Here is a 16,181-nt window from a genome sequence, read left to right on the forward strand (position 1 = left end):
ACATGTCCTACATGATTAAACGATTGTCCTGACTGCGTCGAACCGTAGACCCACGCAAAGTCCCGAGCCTGAAAAAGGCACAGGAAAAAGTGGATGTTTGGCGCCAGCAAACCCGTTGTATTCAGACTCGAGATAGAGGGTTTTCCCCACGACCTTCAGGTGTTCGAATTCCGGGCCCGGGAAGCGCTCAACCAAATCTACGAGGTTGTACTCGAGCTGGTCAGTGAACGCCGCGACCTTGATCTCGAAGCCCTGCTGCACCGGCCTGCCTTTTTGTCATTTTGCCCGGAAGGCTCTGGCATTCACGGCCAGATCCATCGAGTCGCCCAAGGTGATTCGGGCACACGCTTGACCCGCTACCAGATTGTTCTGGTGCCCCATCTGGCCTACCTCGCCCATCGTCATAACCAACGAATTTTCCAGCATCAGAGCGTGCCGCAAATCATCGCCCGCGTGTTGAGCGACCACGGCATGCAGCCGGATGCCTGGCGTTTCCAGCTCAGCGCCGATTACCAGCCTCGTCTGTATTGCGTGCAATTTGAAGAGACGGACTTGTTCTTCATCCAGCGCTTGTGTGAGGAGGAGGGACTGCACTTTCATTTTCAGCACAGTCGCGACGGGCACCTGTTGGTATTCGGTGATGATCAGAGCGCTTTCCCCACGCCGGCTGCACCGACGGCTTATGCACAAGGCAGCGGCATGGTTGCCGAAACTGCGGTCATAGACCGCTTCAACGTCCGCCTGGAAACCCGCACCACGCACGTCAGTCGCCGTGATTACCACTTCGAAAAGCCAACCGTGCAACTGGACGCCGAAGCCAAAGAAACACGGCTTCCAGTGCTTGAGGATTACCGCTTTCCCGGTCAGTTCACTCATCGCGATCAGGGTAGACATCTCAGTCAACGCGCCCTTGAGCGGCATCGCGCCGATTACCGTCAAGCACAGGGGCGCAGCGATCAGAGCCTGATGCGCAGTGGCAGCTTCGTCGACATCAGGGAACATCCGCGCGCCGATCACAACGGTTTATGGCTGCTGACCCGTGTCGATCACGTTGGCCGACAGCCGCAAGTGCTGGAAGAGTCGGCGACCGATCTTGCTACCGCAGACGGCTTCACTCAGGGCTATCGCAACCACTTCGTCGCGACGCCCTGGGACGTCATTTTTCGCCCCGCCCTCGAACACCGTAAACCCCGAATCAACGGCAACCAACATGCCGTGGTGACCGGGCCGCCCGGCGAAGAGATTTACTGCGATGCCTACGGCCGGGTGAAAGTCCAACTGCTGTGGGACCGCGAAGGCCAGCTCAATGAACAATCCAGTTGCTGGTTGCGCGTAGCCACAGGCTGGGCTCATGACCAATACGGCAGCGTGCAGATTCCGCGCGTCGGCATGGAAGTGCTGGTCGGGTTCACCGAGGGGGATCCGGACAAGCCGTTCGTGCTGGGTTGCCTGCCCAACGCCGTGACGCCAGTGCCGCTGGATCTGCCAGCAGAGCAGACCCGCAGTATCTGGCGCAGCCAGAGCAGCCCCGGTGGTGGCGGTTACAACGAGTTGCGCATCGAGGACAAAAAAGGCGCCGAAGAGATCGCCATCCGCGCGCAACGTGACCTTGTCCAGCTTGTGCTCAATGACCAGCGCGTCCAGGTCGACAATCAACGCACTGTGGTCGTTGGCGGCATTGCCAGTCATGAGCTGCACAGCGACGAACACCATCTGACCCACGGCAATCGCCTGACCGAACTCAAACAGGAAGATCACCTGTGGGTGCATGGCGACCGCCACATTCGGGTCGCCAGCCAACGGCTCAGCGCCGGTCAGCAAATCCACCTCGGGGCCGGTCAGCAAGTGGTCATCGACGGCGGCACCCATGTGACGATCCAGGCCGGCGGGCATTGGTTGACGCTGGGGCCCGAAGGCATTTGCAGCAGCGTGCCGATTCTTCAGGGCGGCGCGCCTGCGCCGGGAATGGCGGCGCAACCGTTGGTGCCGGGGGCGTTGCCGTTGTTGAAAGTGGCATTTGATCCGGTTCAGCAACGCCACGCCCTGGTGTCTACGCGCACTTCGCGTTGTCTGATCTGCGAGGCTGCCCGCGCGTGAGCCTTTCGACCGGTCTGCCCGACGATTTGCCATGGACCCGACACCAGGCCTTTTTGCTGCTGGATGGGGCGACGATCAGTGATCTGCCAACGCGGTTGAAGCAGATTAGCCCTTCGGTCAGCACATTTGCTCTGTATGACCAGCCACCCTTCGCGGCACTGCGCGATCTATCGCCTCTGCTCGTGGCCATCGAGCGGGCTGACGAGCCATTGGTACGGTTCTTCCTGCAACACGCAGCGCAAGAGTGGGGCGTGCTGTTGTTCAGCTGCGCGCCGATGCACAGCGTTGGTGAACACCTGCGCAAACTGCTGAGCGTCGAATTGCCGGCCGGGCAATCGGCGTTGTTGCGGTTGGCCGATGCCGGGGTGGTGCATGCGCTGTATGCCAGTGGCGATCAGCGTTTGTTCGGGCCTTTGACCTGTGTGGTGACGGCGGACTGCGTCAACGATGCCTGGCACGTCCATCGGCCTCGGCAGGCCGAGTGTCCGGAGCTGCCTGTCCCTTATTGTCTGAACCCGGAACAGAACGCGGCGCTGGATCAGGTGGATCGGCGCCGAGCGTTGCTGGATCTGGATGCGCATCTGTTGAAGCACTTTTCCCGATTTCATGTCGGAGAAACCCTGACCCAGCGCTGGCCAACGCTGCAGCAAATGGAAGCCCAGGCCAGCGCGCTTGGCCTGAGCAGCCGATCCGAGTTGTTCAACTTCGCCAACCTGCTGGCGTTGCTCGACAGCCGCGATATCGCCCAACACCCGCAAATCCACCACTTGTTCCACACGCCTTCTCTGCAATCACCGGGCGAGCGCCTCACGCTGGCCGTTGATGTGGCGCAGCGTTGGGCCAGTCAAAGGGAACGCCCATGACCCATCCCGCCATCCTCGACGCTGCCGCCGCCTCGAAAGCCCCCATCGTTGCGCCCGCGGCTTGCCCGCTGCAACAAACCCATGTGCAACTGCTGCCGTTGAGCTACGGCCTGGTGGAAAGAGCGTTCGATCCGGGCACCGAATTGAAATTGCCGTACACCTTGACCGCCCGCCCGCTGGGCATTCGCCGGCTGCGCGATGGCTGGCTGTACATCATCGACAGCCTCAGCGGCGAGTTGTACGAATACCGAATGCTCGACGGTATCGTCACGGCCCTGCTGCACCAGGGCAAACAGGTCAGCGAGGATCAGCGCGCAGCGATTGAAGCGCATCCGGCGCTGATCTTTCCCCGGCAAAGTACGTTGTACGTGACCTTTGCCGAGGTGCAGTGGACGGCGGGCAAGTGCCATCAGGTGCTGGACAGCCGCGAGGAGCGCGAGCACTTCATGCAGGCGGTCGATCTTGCAGCGGTGAATTGTCTGACCGGTGGCGAGCATTTACTCACCGTGGAGCAGACCAGACAGTGGTTGGCGGAGGTGGCCGCCGGCGCGGAACCTGTCGCGGAGGTTGACGCGACGCGGATGCCAACCGTGCAGGTCAGCGACGCTCCCGAGCACGAACGCGAACCTTATCTGTGGGAGCAACCACGGCGTTTTCGCCCAGCGCACATCGGCGAATTCCTCGGCCGGGTGCGCGGGCCCTATCAGGACGACACGCTGTTTCTGCTGGTCAACGACGATCTGGGTGTGATGCGCGATCTGGCCGAGTATCAGGACACCGTGGTCGGCTGGGTCGATGAGTGGAGCAACACCGGCAACAACGCGCGCGATTATCTGCTCGCCAGCTACATCGAGTCGCTGAGCCAACTGAGCGAGACCGATGTCGACGGATTGGCCAAGACCAGCGAACAGCCGCAGGCCAAAGCCCTGTTTGCCGATCTGGAACAGTTGCCCGAGCCGGATCGCGAGAATACGCGCAAGGCGTTGCTCGATTATTTGAACAAGGGCGGGGATGTCCAGGCCGATGCGCCGGCGCCGCCCGAACTGCAAAAACTGCGCGCTCAGGGTTTTGATGACGGCATGGGACAGAATCGTCTGGCCCCTACGGCTGAGGTGGATCGGCGTTTTTACACGCGCCAGTACTTCGAAGCCGTCGCTCCCCAGGACTTTGTCGAACAGCATCTGGAGACGCTGATCCGCCTCGGCAAGGATCAGGATCGGCGCATCAGAGACGTGCTCGACGGCCCGCTACTCAGCGGTAAACGCGGGATCAACGACCTGATCGACCGCCCGGCGATGGACGAGCGACTGAACCTCCTGCGTGACGACCTCGGTCGCTGGAACCGCCTGCTCGAACGCATCACCGCCGACCGCACGCAACTGCTGGTCGGCGGACGCTTCCATCGTTCAGCCTGGTACTACGACGCGCAAGTGGCGGCGCAACTCCATCAAGCCCTCAGCGCCGAATACGCCTGCCTCAAGGACCTGTGCCGCAGCGACGAAGCCAGCGAAAAAATGCTCGGTTATCTGGAGGAACACCCGGAACTGACCCGAACGGTCTTCTACACCTTGCCGCTGCGCCTGCAATCGGAGCAGAGCGGGCAATACTCAACGCTGTTCAACGCCCTCATGGCCACGTTCAACAACCTGCCGGACTGGCTGGCCAAGCTGAAAAGGATCGAACAACCGCAACTGCCGGCCCTCGATGAAATGCCCGAACACACCCGCGTCGTCGCGGCGGCGGTGCAGGACACTTACAGCCCGGCACTGAACCTGGGCCTGAACCGCGTGCTGGAAGGCTTCGACCTCTCGGCCGAAAAAATCCCCGACCTCGATGAACTGTTCCAGCGCCTGCCCAAAGCACTGCGCCTGCGCCTGTTCGACGCGGCAAAAACCAGCGGCGTGACCTTCACCGTCGCCAGCCCGGCTGAGCAGTCCGCGCTGCAAACGGTGATCAAGGAAGTTCTGCGCGAACGCGAATATCTCAAGACCCTCAACCGTGAGCGCAACCAGATCACCCACAACAAGAATCGTCAGGGGCACAAGACGGCGAGAGCGGTGGAGCTGCAGGAAGAGATCGTGCGGGTGCGGGCGCAATTGACGCAGATCGAAGGGCGATTGGCGGCAGCGTTAAGCCCGATTGAAGAACTGCCGGATCGCTCGGCCCGGTTGTACGGCGCGACGCCTGCGAGGGCAGGGGTGACGGTGGTATTTCCGCCGGCGCAGCAGCAGGAACTGCGCGGGTTGTTGGGGAATATTCGGGCGGGATTGGGCGCGGTGTCGGCGGGGAGTTTGGTGAAGACGGAAGGGATGGGGTTGGTGGTGGTTTTGGTGCAGGTGGTGAATTTGGTGGGGGCTTATCGGGAATTGATGGGGCAGACAAAAAACAGGAAGAACCGGGCGGATTTTATTACTGCACTACTCACAACAGGAGCTGCTGGATTTACAGCTGCGCAAAGTCTAGCGGATACGGCGATGAGGGCACGGAGTGCTGAATTGGTTGCGGGGTTACAGCGGCATGCCTTGCTGAATGTGCATGCACAGATGGGGAAGTTGCATATTGGGCTGGGCTTGTTCAGCTATGGTCTGGGGCTGGCGCCCTCCGCAATAAGTCTTAAGAAACAGATAGAGAATTGGCAGCAGGCGGTTCGCAGCGGCAACCATTTGGCGCAGGGAGCCGCTGAGTTAGCCACTATTGGTGCTGGAGGAATGACTGCTGCCAATGCTTATGGTTTATCCAACACCTTGCATGCGGGTTACACCGTATTCTCGTCACCAAATCAGGCCGCACGAACAGCCGCTTGGGCCGCTGCGGGCACGCGTCTCTCTACTGTGTTTTTCCGCTTCAATCTGGCCGGGGCCCTGTTCACCATCCTGGAGCTGAGCGGCACCTGGCTGTTCAATCGCTACAACCTCAACGCTCATGACAAGTGGCTGAAAATCACTCCCTGGAGCCGGGATGCCGAAATGCGCGGGGACCACCCGCTGGAGGACTATCAGAGTTATCTGGCTTTTCTGATTCACGCGCCTTACGCCCAGCTGGGACCCAATCCGTATGACTCCTGGCTGAAGAACCTGCTGTTCAAAACCAGACCCAGCGATATCCATCTCGTGCTGCCCAGGCTGACATTGAGTGATCTATTGCCACCTCTTGGCGGCAAGTCAACTCACCTGCTGGGCATAGGCGCCCATCGTATCTCGATGCCGCTTCACAGTCGCGGAGCCCCGCGAGAGCGCAAGGATGTGGTCAGCGAAGAAGTCCTCCGCAGCCTGCGTATCGTCAAGTCTTCAGCGGAAGGCTTAGTACTCTGCCTGCAGTATCCGGTAGATCCCGATTCCGAATTCACCCCGGCGAAAGAAACGCTGGAGCTGGCCGTCTGTATTCAAAACCTGAATGACAAAGGTGAATGGACATCGCGCACCCGTGTCATTCATATCGACCCAAGGGGGGAAGGGCACTTTGCAGTGGTTGCTCCACAACTGATCAAAGAGAAACCACCGCTTCTGCTGGTTGAAACACAGTTTCTGGAGCAGGCCGACCATGCTGAATAATCACATTGAACCTGTAGTTATCTCGCAAATTGAGACACCTCGAAAAGCAGGAGATGTCGAGCCATTTCCGAGCGGTAAGGTCACTTATCTCGCACCGTTGCCATTGCCGACCTCTATACCGGCTTATGGACCTCATGTCGGGGAGATGAATGATGGTTTCCTGGATTTTGGTTTGGGATCACCGCAAGTATTTATGTGGCAAATGACTTTAGGTGGACCATTCAGCGTGACCTGTACGGTTTTATTTCTCTTCCCGCTGATTACAGGATTTCTTGGAGTCATTTTTGGATATGGCCAGGAAGCCATATGGGATTCGATGGCAGCAATCTTTGAAGAGGCATTGGAAAACATAATGTTCACAGGCCCTCTCATGCTCCCAATAACCTTGGGAGTCTGGCACCACAACCACAAAAAACGCGCCTCAATCATCCCAACCCGCTTCAACCGCCAACGCCGCGAAGTCTGCTTCATGCCCGAAGGCGCCACCGAACCGGTCTTCGTCCCCTGGGAATCCCTTTCGGCGTGGATCATCGAAGCCCAGGGCGCCACCCAATACGGCATCCACCGGCAATACGGCATGGGCATCGGTTTCTACCACGGCGAAACCCTCACCAGCCTCGAATTCCAATGCGCCGGCCTGCCCCTCGCCATCAGCCACTGGGAGGCCATTCGCGGCTACATGGAATACGAAATCCACGACCTCAAATCGATCCAGGATCTGCAAGACCTGCAAGGCCCCGACGACCCACCCCACGAAGGCCTGCACACCTTCCGCAATGCCCGAGCGCGCATGCACCAGCAGATCCGTGAAGGTTCGCGCACTCGGTTATCCGGGTTTTTCTGGTATCTGTACCACGTCATGACGCTGTGGACGATTCCCAACCACCTCGTCGAATGGGAAGTGCGCCGTCTCGAAAGAATCGGCAAACAGGCACTGCCCGAAGCCATGCGCCAATGGTCAGAGCCACTGCCGGAAGATCAATGGGCCAAACCGAGTGAAGAGTTGCTGCGACTCAGTGAGCAAGTACGCCAACTGCAAAAACGCCAACCGCATCGGCCGATCACCGAGATTTTTGCCGAGGTGCAGCGCACGGCATCTACGGGTAAGCGCCGTGCATGAATTGTTTTCCCAAACAGCGCACGGGGGCCGAATTCACGCCAGCGAAGGAAACTCAGGAGTTGGCCGTTTTGTTCAGAACTTGAACGACAAAGGTGAATGGACATGTCGCACCCGTGTCATTCATATCGATCCTAAGGGGAGAGGGGCACTTTGCAGTGCTTACTCCACAACTGGTAAAAGACAAGCCGCCGGTTCTACTAGTTGAAACGCAGTTTTTGGAACGGGCCGATCATGCCGAATAATCTCGTCGAGCCATTAGCTGTGCAGCAGCTTGAACAACCCAGAAAGGCAGGAGATACGGAGCCGTTTCCTAGTGGAAAAATTACTCATGTCTCTCCGCTGCCATTACCAACACTAATGCCACCTTACGGCCCACATATCGGTGAGTTGAATGATGTGTACATGGATTTCGGATTAGGTTCACCGCAAATATTTTCGTGGCAGGTGATTTTAGGGGGGGCACTAACCATGACCTTCATGTGGTCTGTCTTACTACCTATATTCAGTTTTTGTTTTGGTCTCGTGTTGGGGTACGACTGGCTGTATTCCTGGGAGTTTGCGGAGGAATTATTTTTTCCGTCATCAAAACTGGGATTGCTGACCGCATTTGCAATGCTGTCCATAGGACTGGCCGTCTGGCACCACAACCACAAAAAACGCGCCTCAATCATCCCAACCCGCTTCAACCGCCAACGCCGCGAAGTCTGCTTCATGCCCGAAGGCGCCACCGAACCGGTCTTCGTCCCCTGGGAATCCCTTTCGGCGTGGATCATCGAAGCCCAGGGCGCCACCCAATACGGCATCCACCGCCAATACGGCATGGGCATCGGCTTCTACCACGGCGAAACCCTCACCAGCCTCGAATTCCAATGCGCCGGCCTGCCGCTTGCCATCAGCCACTGGGAGGCCATTCGCGGTTACATGGAATACGAAATCCACGACCTCAAATCGATTCAGGATCTGCAAGACCTGCAAGGCCCCGACGACCCACCCCACGAAGGACTGCACACCTTCCGCAATGCCCGCGCACGCATGCATCAGCAGATCCGTGAAGGTTCGCGCACTCGGCTATCCGGGTTTTTCTGGTACCTGTACCACGTCATGACGCTGTGGACGATTCCCAACCACCTCGTCGAATGGGAAGTGCGCCGCCTCGAAAGAGTCGGCAAACAGGCACTGCCCGAAGCCATGCGCCAATGGTCGGAACCGCTGCCGAAAGAGCAGTGGGCCAAGCCGAGTGAAGAGTTGCTGCGACTCAGTGAGCAAGTACGCCAAATGCAAAAACGTCAGCCGCATCGACCGATCACCGAGATCTTTGCCGAGGTGCAGCGCTAGTTCCGGGGGCAGTAGAGACGTAGGGTGGTGATTGCATTGAGCGGCAGAAACGTGCTTCCCATCCCCTCTGCTAGTATTTGCCCCACTGCCTCCCGGAGACTGCCCCCATGACCGAGCCCATCCGTCTGACCCAATACAGCCACGGCGCGGGTTGTGGCTGCAAGATTTCGCCCAAGGTGCTGGAGGTGATTCTGGCCGGCAGCGGGGCGCAGAACCTCGATCCGAAACTGTGGGTCGGCAACGCGTCGCGCGATGATGCGGCGGTGTATGAAATCGATGCCGAGCGCGGGGTGGTGTCGACCACGGATTTCTTCATGCCGATCGTCGACGACCCGTTCGACTTCGGCCGGATCGCCGCCACCAATGCCATCAGCGACATCTACGCCATGGGCGGCGATCCGTTGATGGCGATTGCGATCCTCGGCTGGCCGGTCAACGTGCTGGCGCCGGAAGTGGCGCGAGACGTGATTCGCGGCGGACGTGCGGTGTGCGATGCGGCGGGGATTCCGCTGGCCGGCGGGCATTCGATCGATGCGCCGGAGCCGATCTTCGGTCTGGCCGTCACCGGTCTGGTTGAAAAACGCTTTATGAAACGCAACGACACCGCCACCGCCGGTTGCCTGCTGTACCTGACCAAACCGTTGGGCATCGGCATCCTCACCACCGCCGAGAAGAAGGGCAAGCTGCGCCCCGACGACATCGGCGTGGCCCGGGACTGGATGTGTACGCTGAACAAGCCCGGCAGCCGTTTTGGCAAACTGGCCGGGGTCACCGCGATGACCGATGTCACCGGGTTCGGGCTGCTCGGGCATCTGGTGGAAATGGCCGACGGCAGTCACCTGACGGCACGGGTTTTTTATGACCGGGTACCGCGGCTTTCGAGCATCGAGTACTACCTCGAAAAGGGCTGCGTGCCCGGCGGCACCTTGCGCAACTTCGACAGTTATTCAAACCGCGTCGGGCGAGTGCAGGAATTGCACAAGCGCGTGCTCTGCGACCCGCAGACCAGCGGCGGGCTGCTGGTGGCCGTGACCCCCGAAGGCAATGCCGAATTTCTCGCCGTCGCTGCCGAACTCGGCCTTGCGCTTGAGCCGATCGGTGAATTGATCGCGCGACAGAGCCACGCGGTCGAGGTGAATTGATGGCCGCCGACTTCACCGACTACCGCGACATCTTCCTCAACGACCGGCCGCTGATGGACGCCCGTGCGCCGGTCGAGTTCCACAAGGGCGCGTTTCCCGGGGCGGTCAATCTGCCACTGATGAACGACATTGAGCGGCAGCGGGTCGGCACTTGCTACAAACATCACGGTCAGCAGGCCGCCATCGAACTGGGCCATCAACTGGTCTCCGGCGCGGTGAAGGCCGAGCGTCTCCAGGCCTGGGCGGAGTTTGCCCGGACGCATCCCGAGGGTTATCTGTATTGCTTTCGTGGCGGCCTGCGTTCGCAAATCGTCCAGCAGTGGCTGAAGTCGGAAGCCGGCATCGACTACCCGCGTATCGGCGGTGGCTACAAGGCGCTGCGAGGTTTTCTGATCGACACCCTCGAATCGGCTATGGACGAGTGTGATTTCGTGCTGCTGGGCGGCATGACCGGCACCGGCAAGACCGAAGTGCTGGTGCAACTGCGCAACAGTGTGGATCTGGAAGGCCATGCCAATCACCGGGGCTCGAGTTTCGGCAAGCGCGCCACCGGTCAGCCGTCGAACATCGATTTCGAGAACCGGCTGGCCATCGACTTCCTGAAAAAGCGTGCGGCCGGCATCGATCAATTTGTGCTGGAGGATGAGAGCCGCGTGGTCGGCAGCTGCGCGCTGCCCTTGCCGTTGTATCAGGGCATGCAGCAGTACCCGATGGTCTGGCTCGAAGATCGTTTCGAGCAGCGCGTCGAGCGGATCCTGCGCGATTACGTGGTGGATTTGTCTGCCGAGTTTCAGGCCGTGCATGGGGAGGAAGGTTTCGGTCGGTTTTGCGAGCGCTTGCTGGAAAGCCTCGACAACGTGCACAAGCGCTTGGGCGGCGAGCGGCATCGACGGATGCGGGTGTTGATGGAGGAGGCGCTGGCGGAGCAGGGGCGCAGCGGGGCGGTGGAGTTGCATCGCGCGTGGATCGAGGGTTTGCTGCGCGAGTATTACGACCCGATGTATGTGTTCCAGCGCGAGAAGAAGGGCGGGCGGATCGAGTTTGCCGGGGAGCGGCAGGCCGTTATCGAGTACCTGCGTGAGCGGGTCAAACCCAAGGCCTGACGGGACCCGAGCGGGCCCCGGACAAACTCAGGTCGGACAGCTTTCCTGGCCGTTATCCAGTCCCTGTTTGTAGCTGTGGCTCTGCAGGCTGGCCTTGCCGTTGTGCCAGGTCAGGGTCAGCACATACAGCGAGTCGTAATCGCTGGATTCCCAATCCTCTGTGATCTTCTGCTTCCCGCCGACCGCCTTGTCTGCCACCTTGTTGATCAGCTCCGGCAGGTAGCCATGGGACCACGCGGTGTAGATGGTCGAGTTGTGGTACTTGTCGTCGATCAGCTCCCGGGCCAGGTCACTGGTGTCGTTGGCCGAGAACTCGATGTTCACCGGCAGGCCGAGTTTGATCGCGGCGGGGCTGATGGTCATCAGCGGGCGGATGTAGCTGTAAGAGTTGTCCAGTTCGCCTTCCTCGACGTTGCGCGTCGGATTGGCGGCGAACACGTAGTCGGCCTTGCCGAATTTTTCCGGCAGCAGGGTCGACAGGTCGATGGCCCGGTTCAGGCCCTGGCAGTTGAGCTGGCCGAGACCACCGGCCGGTTTCTCCGCATGGCGCAGGAACACCAGGGTCTGGGTGCCGTCCACCGGTTGCGCACGGCTTTCGCTGGATTCCAGCGACAGGAACAGCGCGCTGACTGCCAGCAGGGTGGGCAGGGCCACATAGGCGCGATGTTTGAAGCGGTTGGCGACTTTCATCAAGTTCGTCATGGGATAAGGAGTCTTCAGTCTGTTCGGTTAAGGCTGACAAACCTCTGCACCGGTGCCTGTGCGCCGGCTGTTTTCCCTGTCATCACTGGCTTGCTTGGAGCCCCCTGAGGCCCGTTTGGTTCGATCCGCTTGAGTGCGCCGCACTTTACCGTTGAGGCTGTGCGGTTGGAGGGAAGGTTAACCACAGGATGTTGCGGATTTAAGTAAGCCTGCGGGTCAGGCGTGTAAAGAACCCGAGCCAGAGCGCTGATCGTGGATTATGCTCAGGCCTTTCATTTTGTGACTGGATGCTACACATGACTGATCTGTCCGCGTTCCCGATCACCCAGAAATGGCCGGCGCAGTACCCTGACTGGATTCAGCTCTATTCCCTGCCGACCCCCAACGGCGTCAAGGTCTCGATCATGCTTGAAGAGATCGGCCTGCCCTACGAGCCGCATCGAGTGGGCTTCGACACCAATGACCAGATGTCTGCGGAGTTCCTGTCGCTGAACCCGAACAACAAGATTCCGGCGATCATCGACCCCCACGGTCCAGAGGATAAACCGCTGCCGTTGTTCGAGTCCGGCGCGATCCTGATCTACCTCGCCGACAAAAGCGGCCAGTTGCTGGCCCAGGAAGGCGCGCTGCGCTACGAAACCCTCCAGTGGCTGATGTTCCAGATGGGCGGGATCGGCCCGATGTTCGGCCAGCTCGGTTTCTTCAACAAATTCGCCGGCAAGGACTACGAAGACAAGCGTCCCCGTGACCGCTACGTCGAAGAAAGCCGCCGCCTGCTCAGCGTCCTGAACACCCGCCTGGAAGGGCGCGACTGGATCATGGGCGAGCGCTACACCATCGCCGACATCGCCACGTTCCCGTGGGTGCGCAACCTGATCGGCTTCTACGAGGCGGGCGATCTGGTCGGCATCGATAACTTCCCGAACGTCACCCGGGTGCTGGAGCGCTTCCTCGCGCGGCCGGCGGTTGTACGCGGCTTGACCATTCCTTCCTGACCCGGCGGGAACCGGGTGCGCAGATTGTTGCGTACCCGGTAACGCACTGTTGATTGATCCAGGTTTGTACCCCGATCCCCGCAAGGCATAAGCTTCGCCCCCTACGACTTTCGTCTCATCCGCTGTTTTCAGGAAAGGCCCCATGTCCAGTCAGTTCCCCGAAGCACGTCCACGCCGTCTGCGCCGCAATGCGAGCCTGCGCAGCCTGTTCCAGGAAACCGAGTTTTCCCTCAACGATCTGGTGCTGCCGATCTTCGTCGAAGAAGAGATCGACGATTTTGTGCCGATCAAGAGCATGCCCGGCGTGATGCGCATTCCCGAGCGCAAACTGGCCGGCGAAATCGAGCGTTACGCCCGGGCCGGAATCAAGTCGGTGATGACCTTCGGCGTGTCCCATCACCTGGACGCCAACGGCAGCGACACCTGGCGCGAAAACGGTCTGGTGTCGCGCATGTCGCGGATCGCCAAGGACGCCGTGCCGGAAATGATCGTGATGTCCGACACCTGCTTCTGCGAGTACACCGACCACGGCCACTGCGGCGTGATGCACAACCATGAAGTCGACAACGACCAGACCCTGATCAACCTCGGCAAACAGGCAGTTGCAGCAGCCCGTGCCGGCGCCGACGTGATCGCGCCATCGGCGGCAATGGACGGTCAGGTGCGGGCGATTCGCCGTGCGCTGGACGATGCCGGCTTCACGCAGATTCCGATCATGGCCTACTCGACCAAATTCGCCTCGGCGCTCTACGGCCCGTTCCGCGAGGCTGGTGGCAGCGCGCTGAAGGGCGATCGCAAAAGCTATCAGATGAACCCGATGAACCGCCGCGAAGCCCTGCGCGAATCGTTGCTCGATGAACAGGAAGGCGCCGACGCGCTGATGGTCAAACCGGCCGGCGCGTACCTGGACATCATCCGCGACATCCGCGAAGCCTCGAACCTGCCGCTGGCGGCGTATCAGGTCAGCGGCGAGTACGCGATGATCAAGTTCGGCGCCCAGGCCGGGGCCATCGACGAAGATCGCGTGGTGCGCGAAAGCCTCGGCGCAATCAAGCGCGCGGGTGCGGATCTGATCTTCACCTACTTCGCGATGGACCTGGCCTTGGCCGGGATATAAAAATAAAAGTCTTCAACTGAAATTTCAGCTGATATAGATGCTCATATACCAAGTTGAGTATCTATTTCGGTTGAAGGGGTTGTTGTTTAAAGGGACGCGATAGGGTAGGTGCCTCCAAAAGCAGATTCGCGATAAAGATGGAGTAAGTTCTGGTTCGGAAGAACTGTCCGTGGGATTGTCTTAAGAAGTGCAAATTCTTCTACCAGTGGTTTGAACTTTTCGTTTCCAAAGTCAGAAATGCAGTTGTAAAAAATCAACATTAACTCTGCGCTTGATAATTGGGCTCGTACAATATTTGTGTAAAACTTTTTATCAATGTCAGGAGTGGTCTTGATTAGTTTTATTATGTTGTACAAGAGTCTAAAGTAGTGTCCGAGTTCGGATTCGTGTTCTATGAAATAAACTGAGTATATTGCTTTGAACTCTTGTTCGTTGCAGTTTTTGATTTTTGAGATTTCGCCTTCGAGCCGTTTTAGAAAGACTCTGAAGCAATCTCTACCTTTTGTTGTTTTTTTGCGGAATCGAGATCGATAGAGTTTACTATCGTGTTGTGTAGGTTGAGTAACTGAAAGAATGACCCCTCAAATTTTTGTTGACGGAGTGTTTCATTTTGCTTGGTTAACGCCGATGCCGAGTTTTTAGCTCCTTTGTTGATATCTTTAGTTCTTTAATTTGTAAACTAAAAGTTGCAAGCAAAGCGATTAATGCTAAAAAACTAAAAGTTGGGTTCAGTACGCCTCCAAGAAAATCACCAAATTGCCCCCAGTGTTCTGGGTTTGGCGATAAGGGTCCGTAGAAATTGATCGCGTAAGCGCAGATAAACACTAAGGAAAGTGTGATTCCTATGTAGATTAGTCTGTTGAGTTGAGTGAAATGTTTTTCGGCCAATAGTAATTCGTTTTCTGTGTTGGTTTCTTGATTTTTCAATGGAGAGATCCTCTTGCCCTAAACAAGCTTTGTTCGTTGTTAAAGGCCTACGACCCTATTCCAGTCGGAAATGTACATATACATTCTTTGGAATTCACTTGGTAGTAACATTCTGTTGTGAGCGATGAAATTTCTGCTTTTTTCTAGTTCGTCCATGCGTTGTTTTAACCAATGTTGAGATGGGATTATCGATTCAAAATGAACCCACTTGTTGATTATTATTTGTGCAAGGTGTCCGAAGTCCAGAAAACCTAGGATGTCCGTTTTTTCTCCCTCAAGCCATGAATCTAAATTTGCAGTCGTCTGTCTGTTATGGGCATGGGTCTTTATTTTTTCCGGTATCTTTTCCACCCATCCGACTCCTTCAGTTTCTTGGAGCGTTTGTCTTATAAAGTCGCGGACGTGATTCTCGAATGCGAACAGCACTGCATACAGTCTTGCCATCTCAAGCGAATTGTTTCTCAAACTGACAGGAAAAGGGGCAAGTGCCTCCGCTAGAAGCCTTTCTTCTGTTTCAGTTTGATCGGCACCTATTTTTATCCCCGCTCTCTGAAATACAGAAGCCTCTGCTTCAAATAGCAGTCCCCTAAACATAAAATCTCGCAGTTCTTTGTATTTCAAAATAAATGCTCTTTTAGTGATTTGAAAATTGCGTTGTATACTTCTATGTCTTTTGTGGCGGGTAAGTGAATTTGAATGTTGTAGTGTAAGCCAGGAGTTTTTATAAGCTGTGGCGGGGGTTGTGTTTGTTCCACCGTAACAGAAGATTTCTCCTGCGTGTCTTCGGTGGTCCGAGTTTTTGCGCTGGTATGTTTGGTGTCTGCGAGCTCTAAAAGCGACATAAATGTGCGTCGCATGTTGGTAGCAACATTGTCGCTCGCGTTGTGATAGCTTTTGAATTTTCCTTCAATTGCGGCGCTGTCGGCGGAAGTTGGGTGCTCTTTGATGAGGAATATATCGGCGTAGGCTTCTTTTAGTGCTTCACCCATGATTGCTTTTGATTGAGAGTGGTCCCGGTAGTCCTTATATCGAGCGGTTGGTTTTCCGTCTGGAGTTAAAAAGCCCAAAGCCTTTAGTAGAGGAATGTAAGCGCGCTGTTTGTTTGATTTGAAGCCAAGATCTATCAGAAATTGGTGAGTGAATAGCGGAGGCGCTTGTCCATCTCGTATTCTGTTAAAAAACTCGCCTAGTTTTCCATAGGCTTCGGTATAGGCATTTGTTAAGGCCAT

Annotated in this window: 14 protein-coding genes; 9 read left to right on the forward strand and 5 right to left on the reverse strand. The window is 57.5% G+C overall.

Translation table 11 applies throughout. From position 1 onward, the window contains the following. The first annotated feature begins 93 nt into the window (after positions 1-93). The 7 genes from ACKUG4_RS14630 (at position 94) to mnmH (ending at position 11,211) form a co-directional block, all read left to right on the forward strand. Positions 94-2,097 carry a type VI secretion system Vgr family protein gene (locus ACKUG4_RS14630; RefSeq protein ID WP_445434266.1) on the forward strand — a complete coding sequence of 668 codons (2,004 nt, stop codon included), beginning with the start codon at positions 94-96 and terminating at the stop codon, positions 2,095-2,097. Next, entirely contained in the window at positions 2,094-2,960 is an 867-nt protein-coding gene (locus ACKUG4_RS14635; RefSeq protein WP_445434267.1) for a DUF4123 domain-containing protein, read from the forward strand. Before ACKUG4_RS14630 ends, ACKUG4_RS14635 begins: the two co-directional genes overlap by 4 nt. Further along, positions 2,957-6,511 (forward strand): toxin VasX, encoded by a 3,555-nt coding sequence (locus ACKUG4_RS14640; RefSeq protein WP_445434268.1) that lies wholly within the window; start codon positions 2,957-2,959, stop codon positions 6,509-6,511. The genes ACKUG4_RS14635 and ACKUG4_RS14640 overlap by 4 nt, the downstream gene beginning before the upstream one ends. 370 nt (positions 6,512-6,881) lie before the next feature. Continuing rightward, positions 6,882-7,631 (forward strand): hypothetical protein, encoded by a 750-nt coding sequence (locus tag ACKUG4_RS14645; RefSeq protein ID WP_445434269.1) that lies wholly within the window; start codon positions 6,882-6,884, stop codon positions 7,629-7,631. Between the two features lie 231 nt (positions 7,632-7,862). Beyond that, positions 7,863-8,966 carry a hypothetical protein gene (locus ACKUG4_RS14650; RefSeq protein ID WP_445434270.1) on the forward strand — a complete coding sequence of 368 codons (1,104 nt, stop codon included), beginning with the start codon at positions 7,863-7,865 and terminating at the stop codon, positions 8,964-8,966. 107 nt (positions 8,967-9,073) lie between these two features. Then, positions 9,074-10,108, forward strand: coding sequence for a selenide, water dikinase SelD (gene selD / locus ACKUG4_RS14655; RefSeq protein ID WP_445434271.1), 1,035 nt, complete (start codon positions 9,074-9,076; stop codon positions 10,106-10,108). After that, complete coding sequence (gene mnmH, locus ACKUG4_RS14660) at positions 10,108-11,211, forward strand: tRNA 2-selenouridine(34) synthase MnmH (RefSeq protein ID WP_445434272.1); 1,104 nt, start codon at positions 10,108-10,110, stop codon at positions 11,209-11,211. Before selD ends, mnmH begins: the two co-directional genes overlap by 1 nt. A 27-nt stretch (positions 11,212-11,238) precedes the next feature. Here the strand turns inward: mnmH and ACKUG4_RS14665 are convergent, their stop codons facing one another. After that, positions 11,239-11,913 (reverse strand): hypothetical protein, encoded by a 675-nt coding sequence (locus tag ACKUG4_RS14665; protein WP_039770232.1) that lies wholly within the window; start codon positions 11,911-11,913, stop codon positions 11,239-11,241. Between the two features lie 296 nt (positions 11,914-12,209). Between ACKUG4_RS14665 and ACKUG4_RS14670 the strand changes: the two genes are divergently transcribed. Both ACKUG4_RS14670 and hemB read left to right on the forward strand, forming a co-directional pair. Next, positions 12,210-12,908: a glutathione S-transferase family protein gene (locus tag ACKUG4_RS14670; RefSeq protein ID WP_064597941.1), complete on the forward strand. Its 699-nt coding sequence runs from the start codon at positions 12,210-12,212 to the stop codon at positions 12,906-12,908. 142 nt (positions 12,909-13,050) lie between these two features. Further along, positions 13,051-14,025 (forward strand): porphobilinogen synthase, encoded by a 975-nt coding sequence (hemB, locus tag ACKUG4_RS14675; protein WP_085648205.1) that lies wholly within the window; start codon positions 13,051-13,053, stop codon positions 14,023-14,025. A gap of 86 nt (positions 14,026-14,111) precedes the next feature. On the opposite strand, the gene ACKUG4_RS14680 is transcribed toward hemB, so the two are convergent. The 4 genes from ACKUG4_RS14680 to ACKUG4_RS14695 are packed head-to-tail and all read right to left on the reverse strand — an operon-like array spanning position 14,112 to position 16,181. Beyond that, positions 14,112-14,600, reverse strand: a complete 489-nt coding sequence (locus tag ACKUG4_RS14680) for a putative phage abortive infection protein (RefSeq protein WP_445434396.1) — start codon at positions 14,598-14,600, stop codon at positions 14,112-14,114. A 43-nt stretch (positions 14,601-14,643) separates the two neighbouring features. Then, positions 14,644-14,952: a hypothetical protein gene (locus ACKUG4_RS14685; RefSeq protein WP_445434273.1), complete on the reverse strand. Its 309-nt coding sequence runs from the start codon at positions 14,950-14,952 to the stop codon at positions 14,644-14,646. A gap of 39 nt (positions 14,953-14,991) precedes the next feature. Beyond that, a complete protein-coding gene (locus tag ACKUG4_RS14690; RefSeq protein ID WP_445434274.1) occupies positions 14,992-15,573 on the reverse strand; it encodes a Swt1 family HEPN domain-containing protein in 582 nt (193 codons plus the stop codon). Beyond that, positions 15,570-16,181: a DUF5343 domain-containing protein gene (locus ACKUG4_RS14695; protein WP_134333863.1), complete on the reverse strand. Its 612-nt coding sequence runs from the start codon at positions 16,179-16,181 to the stop codon at positions 15,570-15,572. The genes ACKUG4_RS14690 and ACKUG4_RS14695 overlap by 4 nt, the downstream gene beginning before the upstream one ends.

The sequence above is a fragment of the Candidatus Pseudomonas auctus genome (assembly GCF_048654275.1).
Lineage (GTDB): Bacteria > Pseudomonadota > Gammaproteobacteria > Pseudomonadales > Pseudomonadaceae > Aquipseudomonas > Aquipseudomonas pharyngis.

Bases quoted from the DNA above. Each gene is read 5' to 3' on its own strand.
- ACKUG4_RS14630 (WP_445434266.1), top strand. From the start codon at position 94: ATGTTTGGCGCCAGCAAACCCGTTGTATTCAGACTCGAGATAGAGGGT.
- ACKUG4_RS14640 (WP_445434268.1), top strand. From the start codon at position 2,957: ATGACCCATCCCGCCATCCTCGACGCTGCCGCCGCCTCGAAAGCCCCC.
- ACKUG4_RS14645 (WP_445434269.1), top strand. From the start codon at position 6,882: ATGCTCCCAATAACCTTGGGAGTCTGGCACCACAACCACAAAAAACGC.
- ACKUG4_RS14650 (WP_445434270.1), top strand. From the start codon at position 7,863: ATGCCGAATAATCTCGTCGAGCCATTAGCTGTGCAGCAGCTTGAACAA.
- selD (WP_445434271.1), top strand. From the start codon at position 9,074: ATGACCGAGCCCATCCGTCTGACCCAATACAGCCACGGCGCGGGTTGT.
- mnmH (WP_445434272.1), top strand. From the start codon at position 10,108: ATGGCCGCCGACTTCACCGACTACCGCGACATCTTCCTCAACGACCGG.
- ACKUG4_RS14665 (WP_039770232.1), bottom strand. From the start codon at position 11,913: ATGACGAACTTGATGAAAGTCGCCAACCGCTTCAAACATCGCGCCTAT.
- ACKUG4_RS14670 (WP_064597941.1), top strand. From the start codon at position 12,210: ATGACTGATCTGTCCGCGTTCCCGATCACCCAGAAATGGCCGGCGCAG.
- hemB (WP_085648205.1), top strand. From the start codon at position 13,051: ATGTCCAGTCAGTTCCCCGAAGCACGTCCACGCCGTCTGCGCCGCAAT.
- ACKUG4_RS14695 (WP_134333863.1), bottom strand. From the start codon at position 16,181: ATGGCCTTAACAAATGCCTATACCGAAGCCTATGGAAAACTAGGCGAG.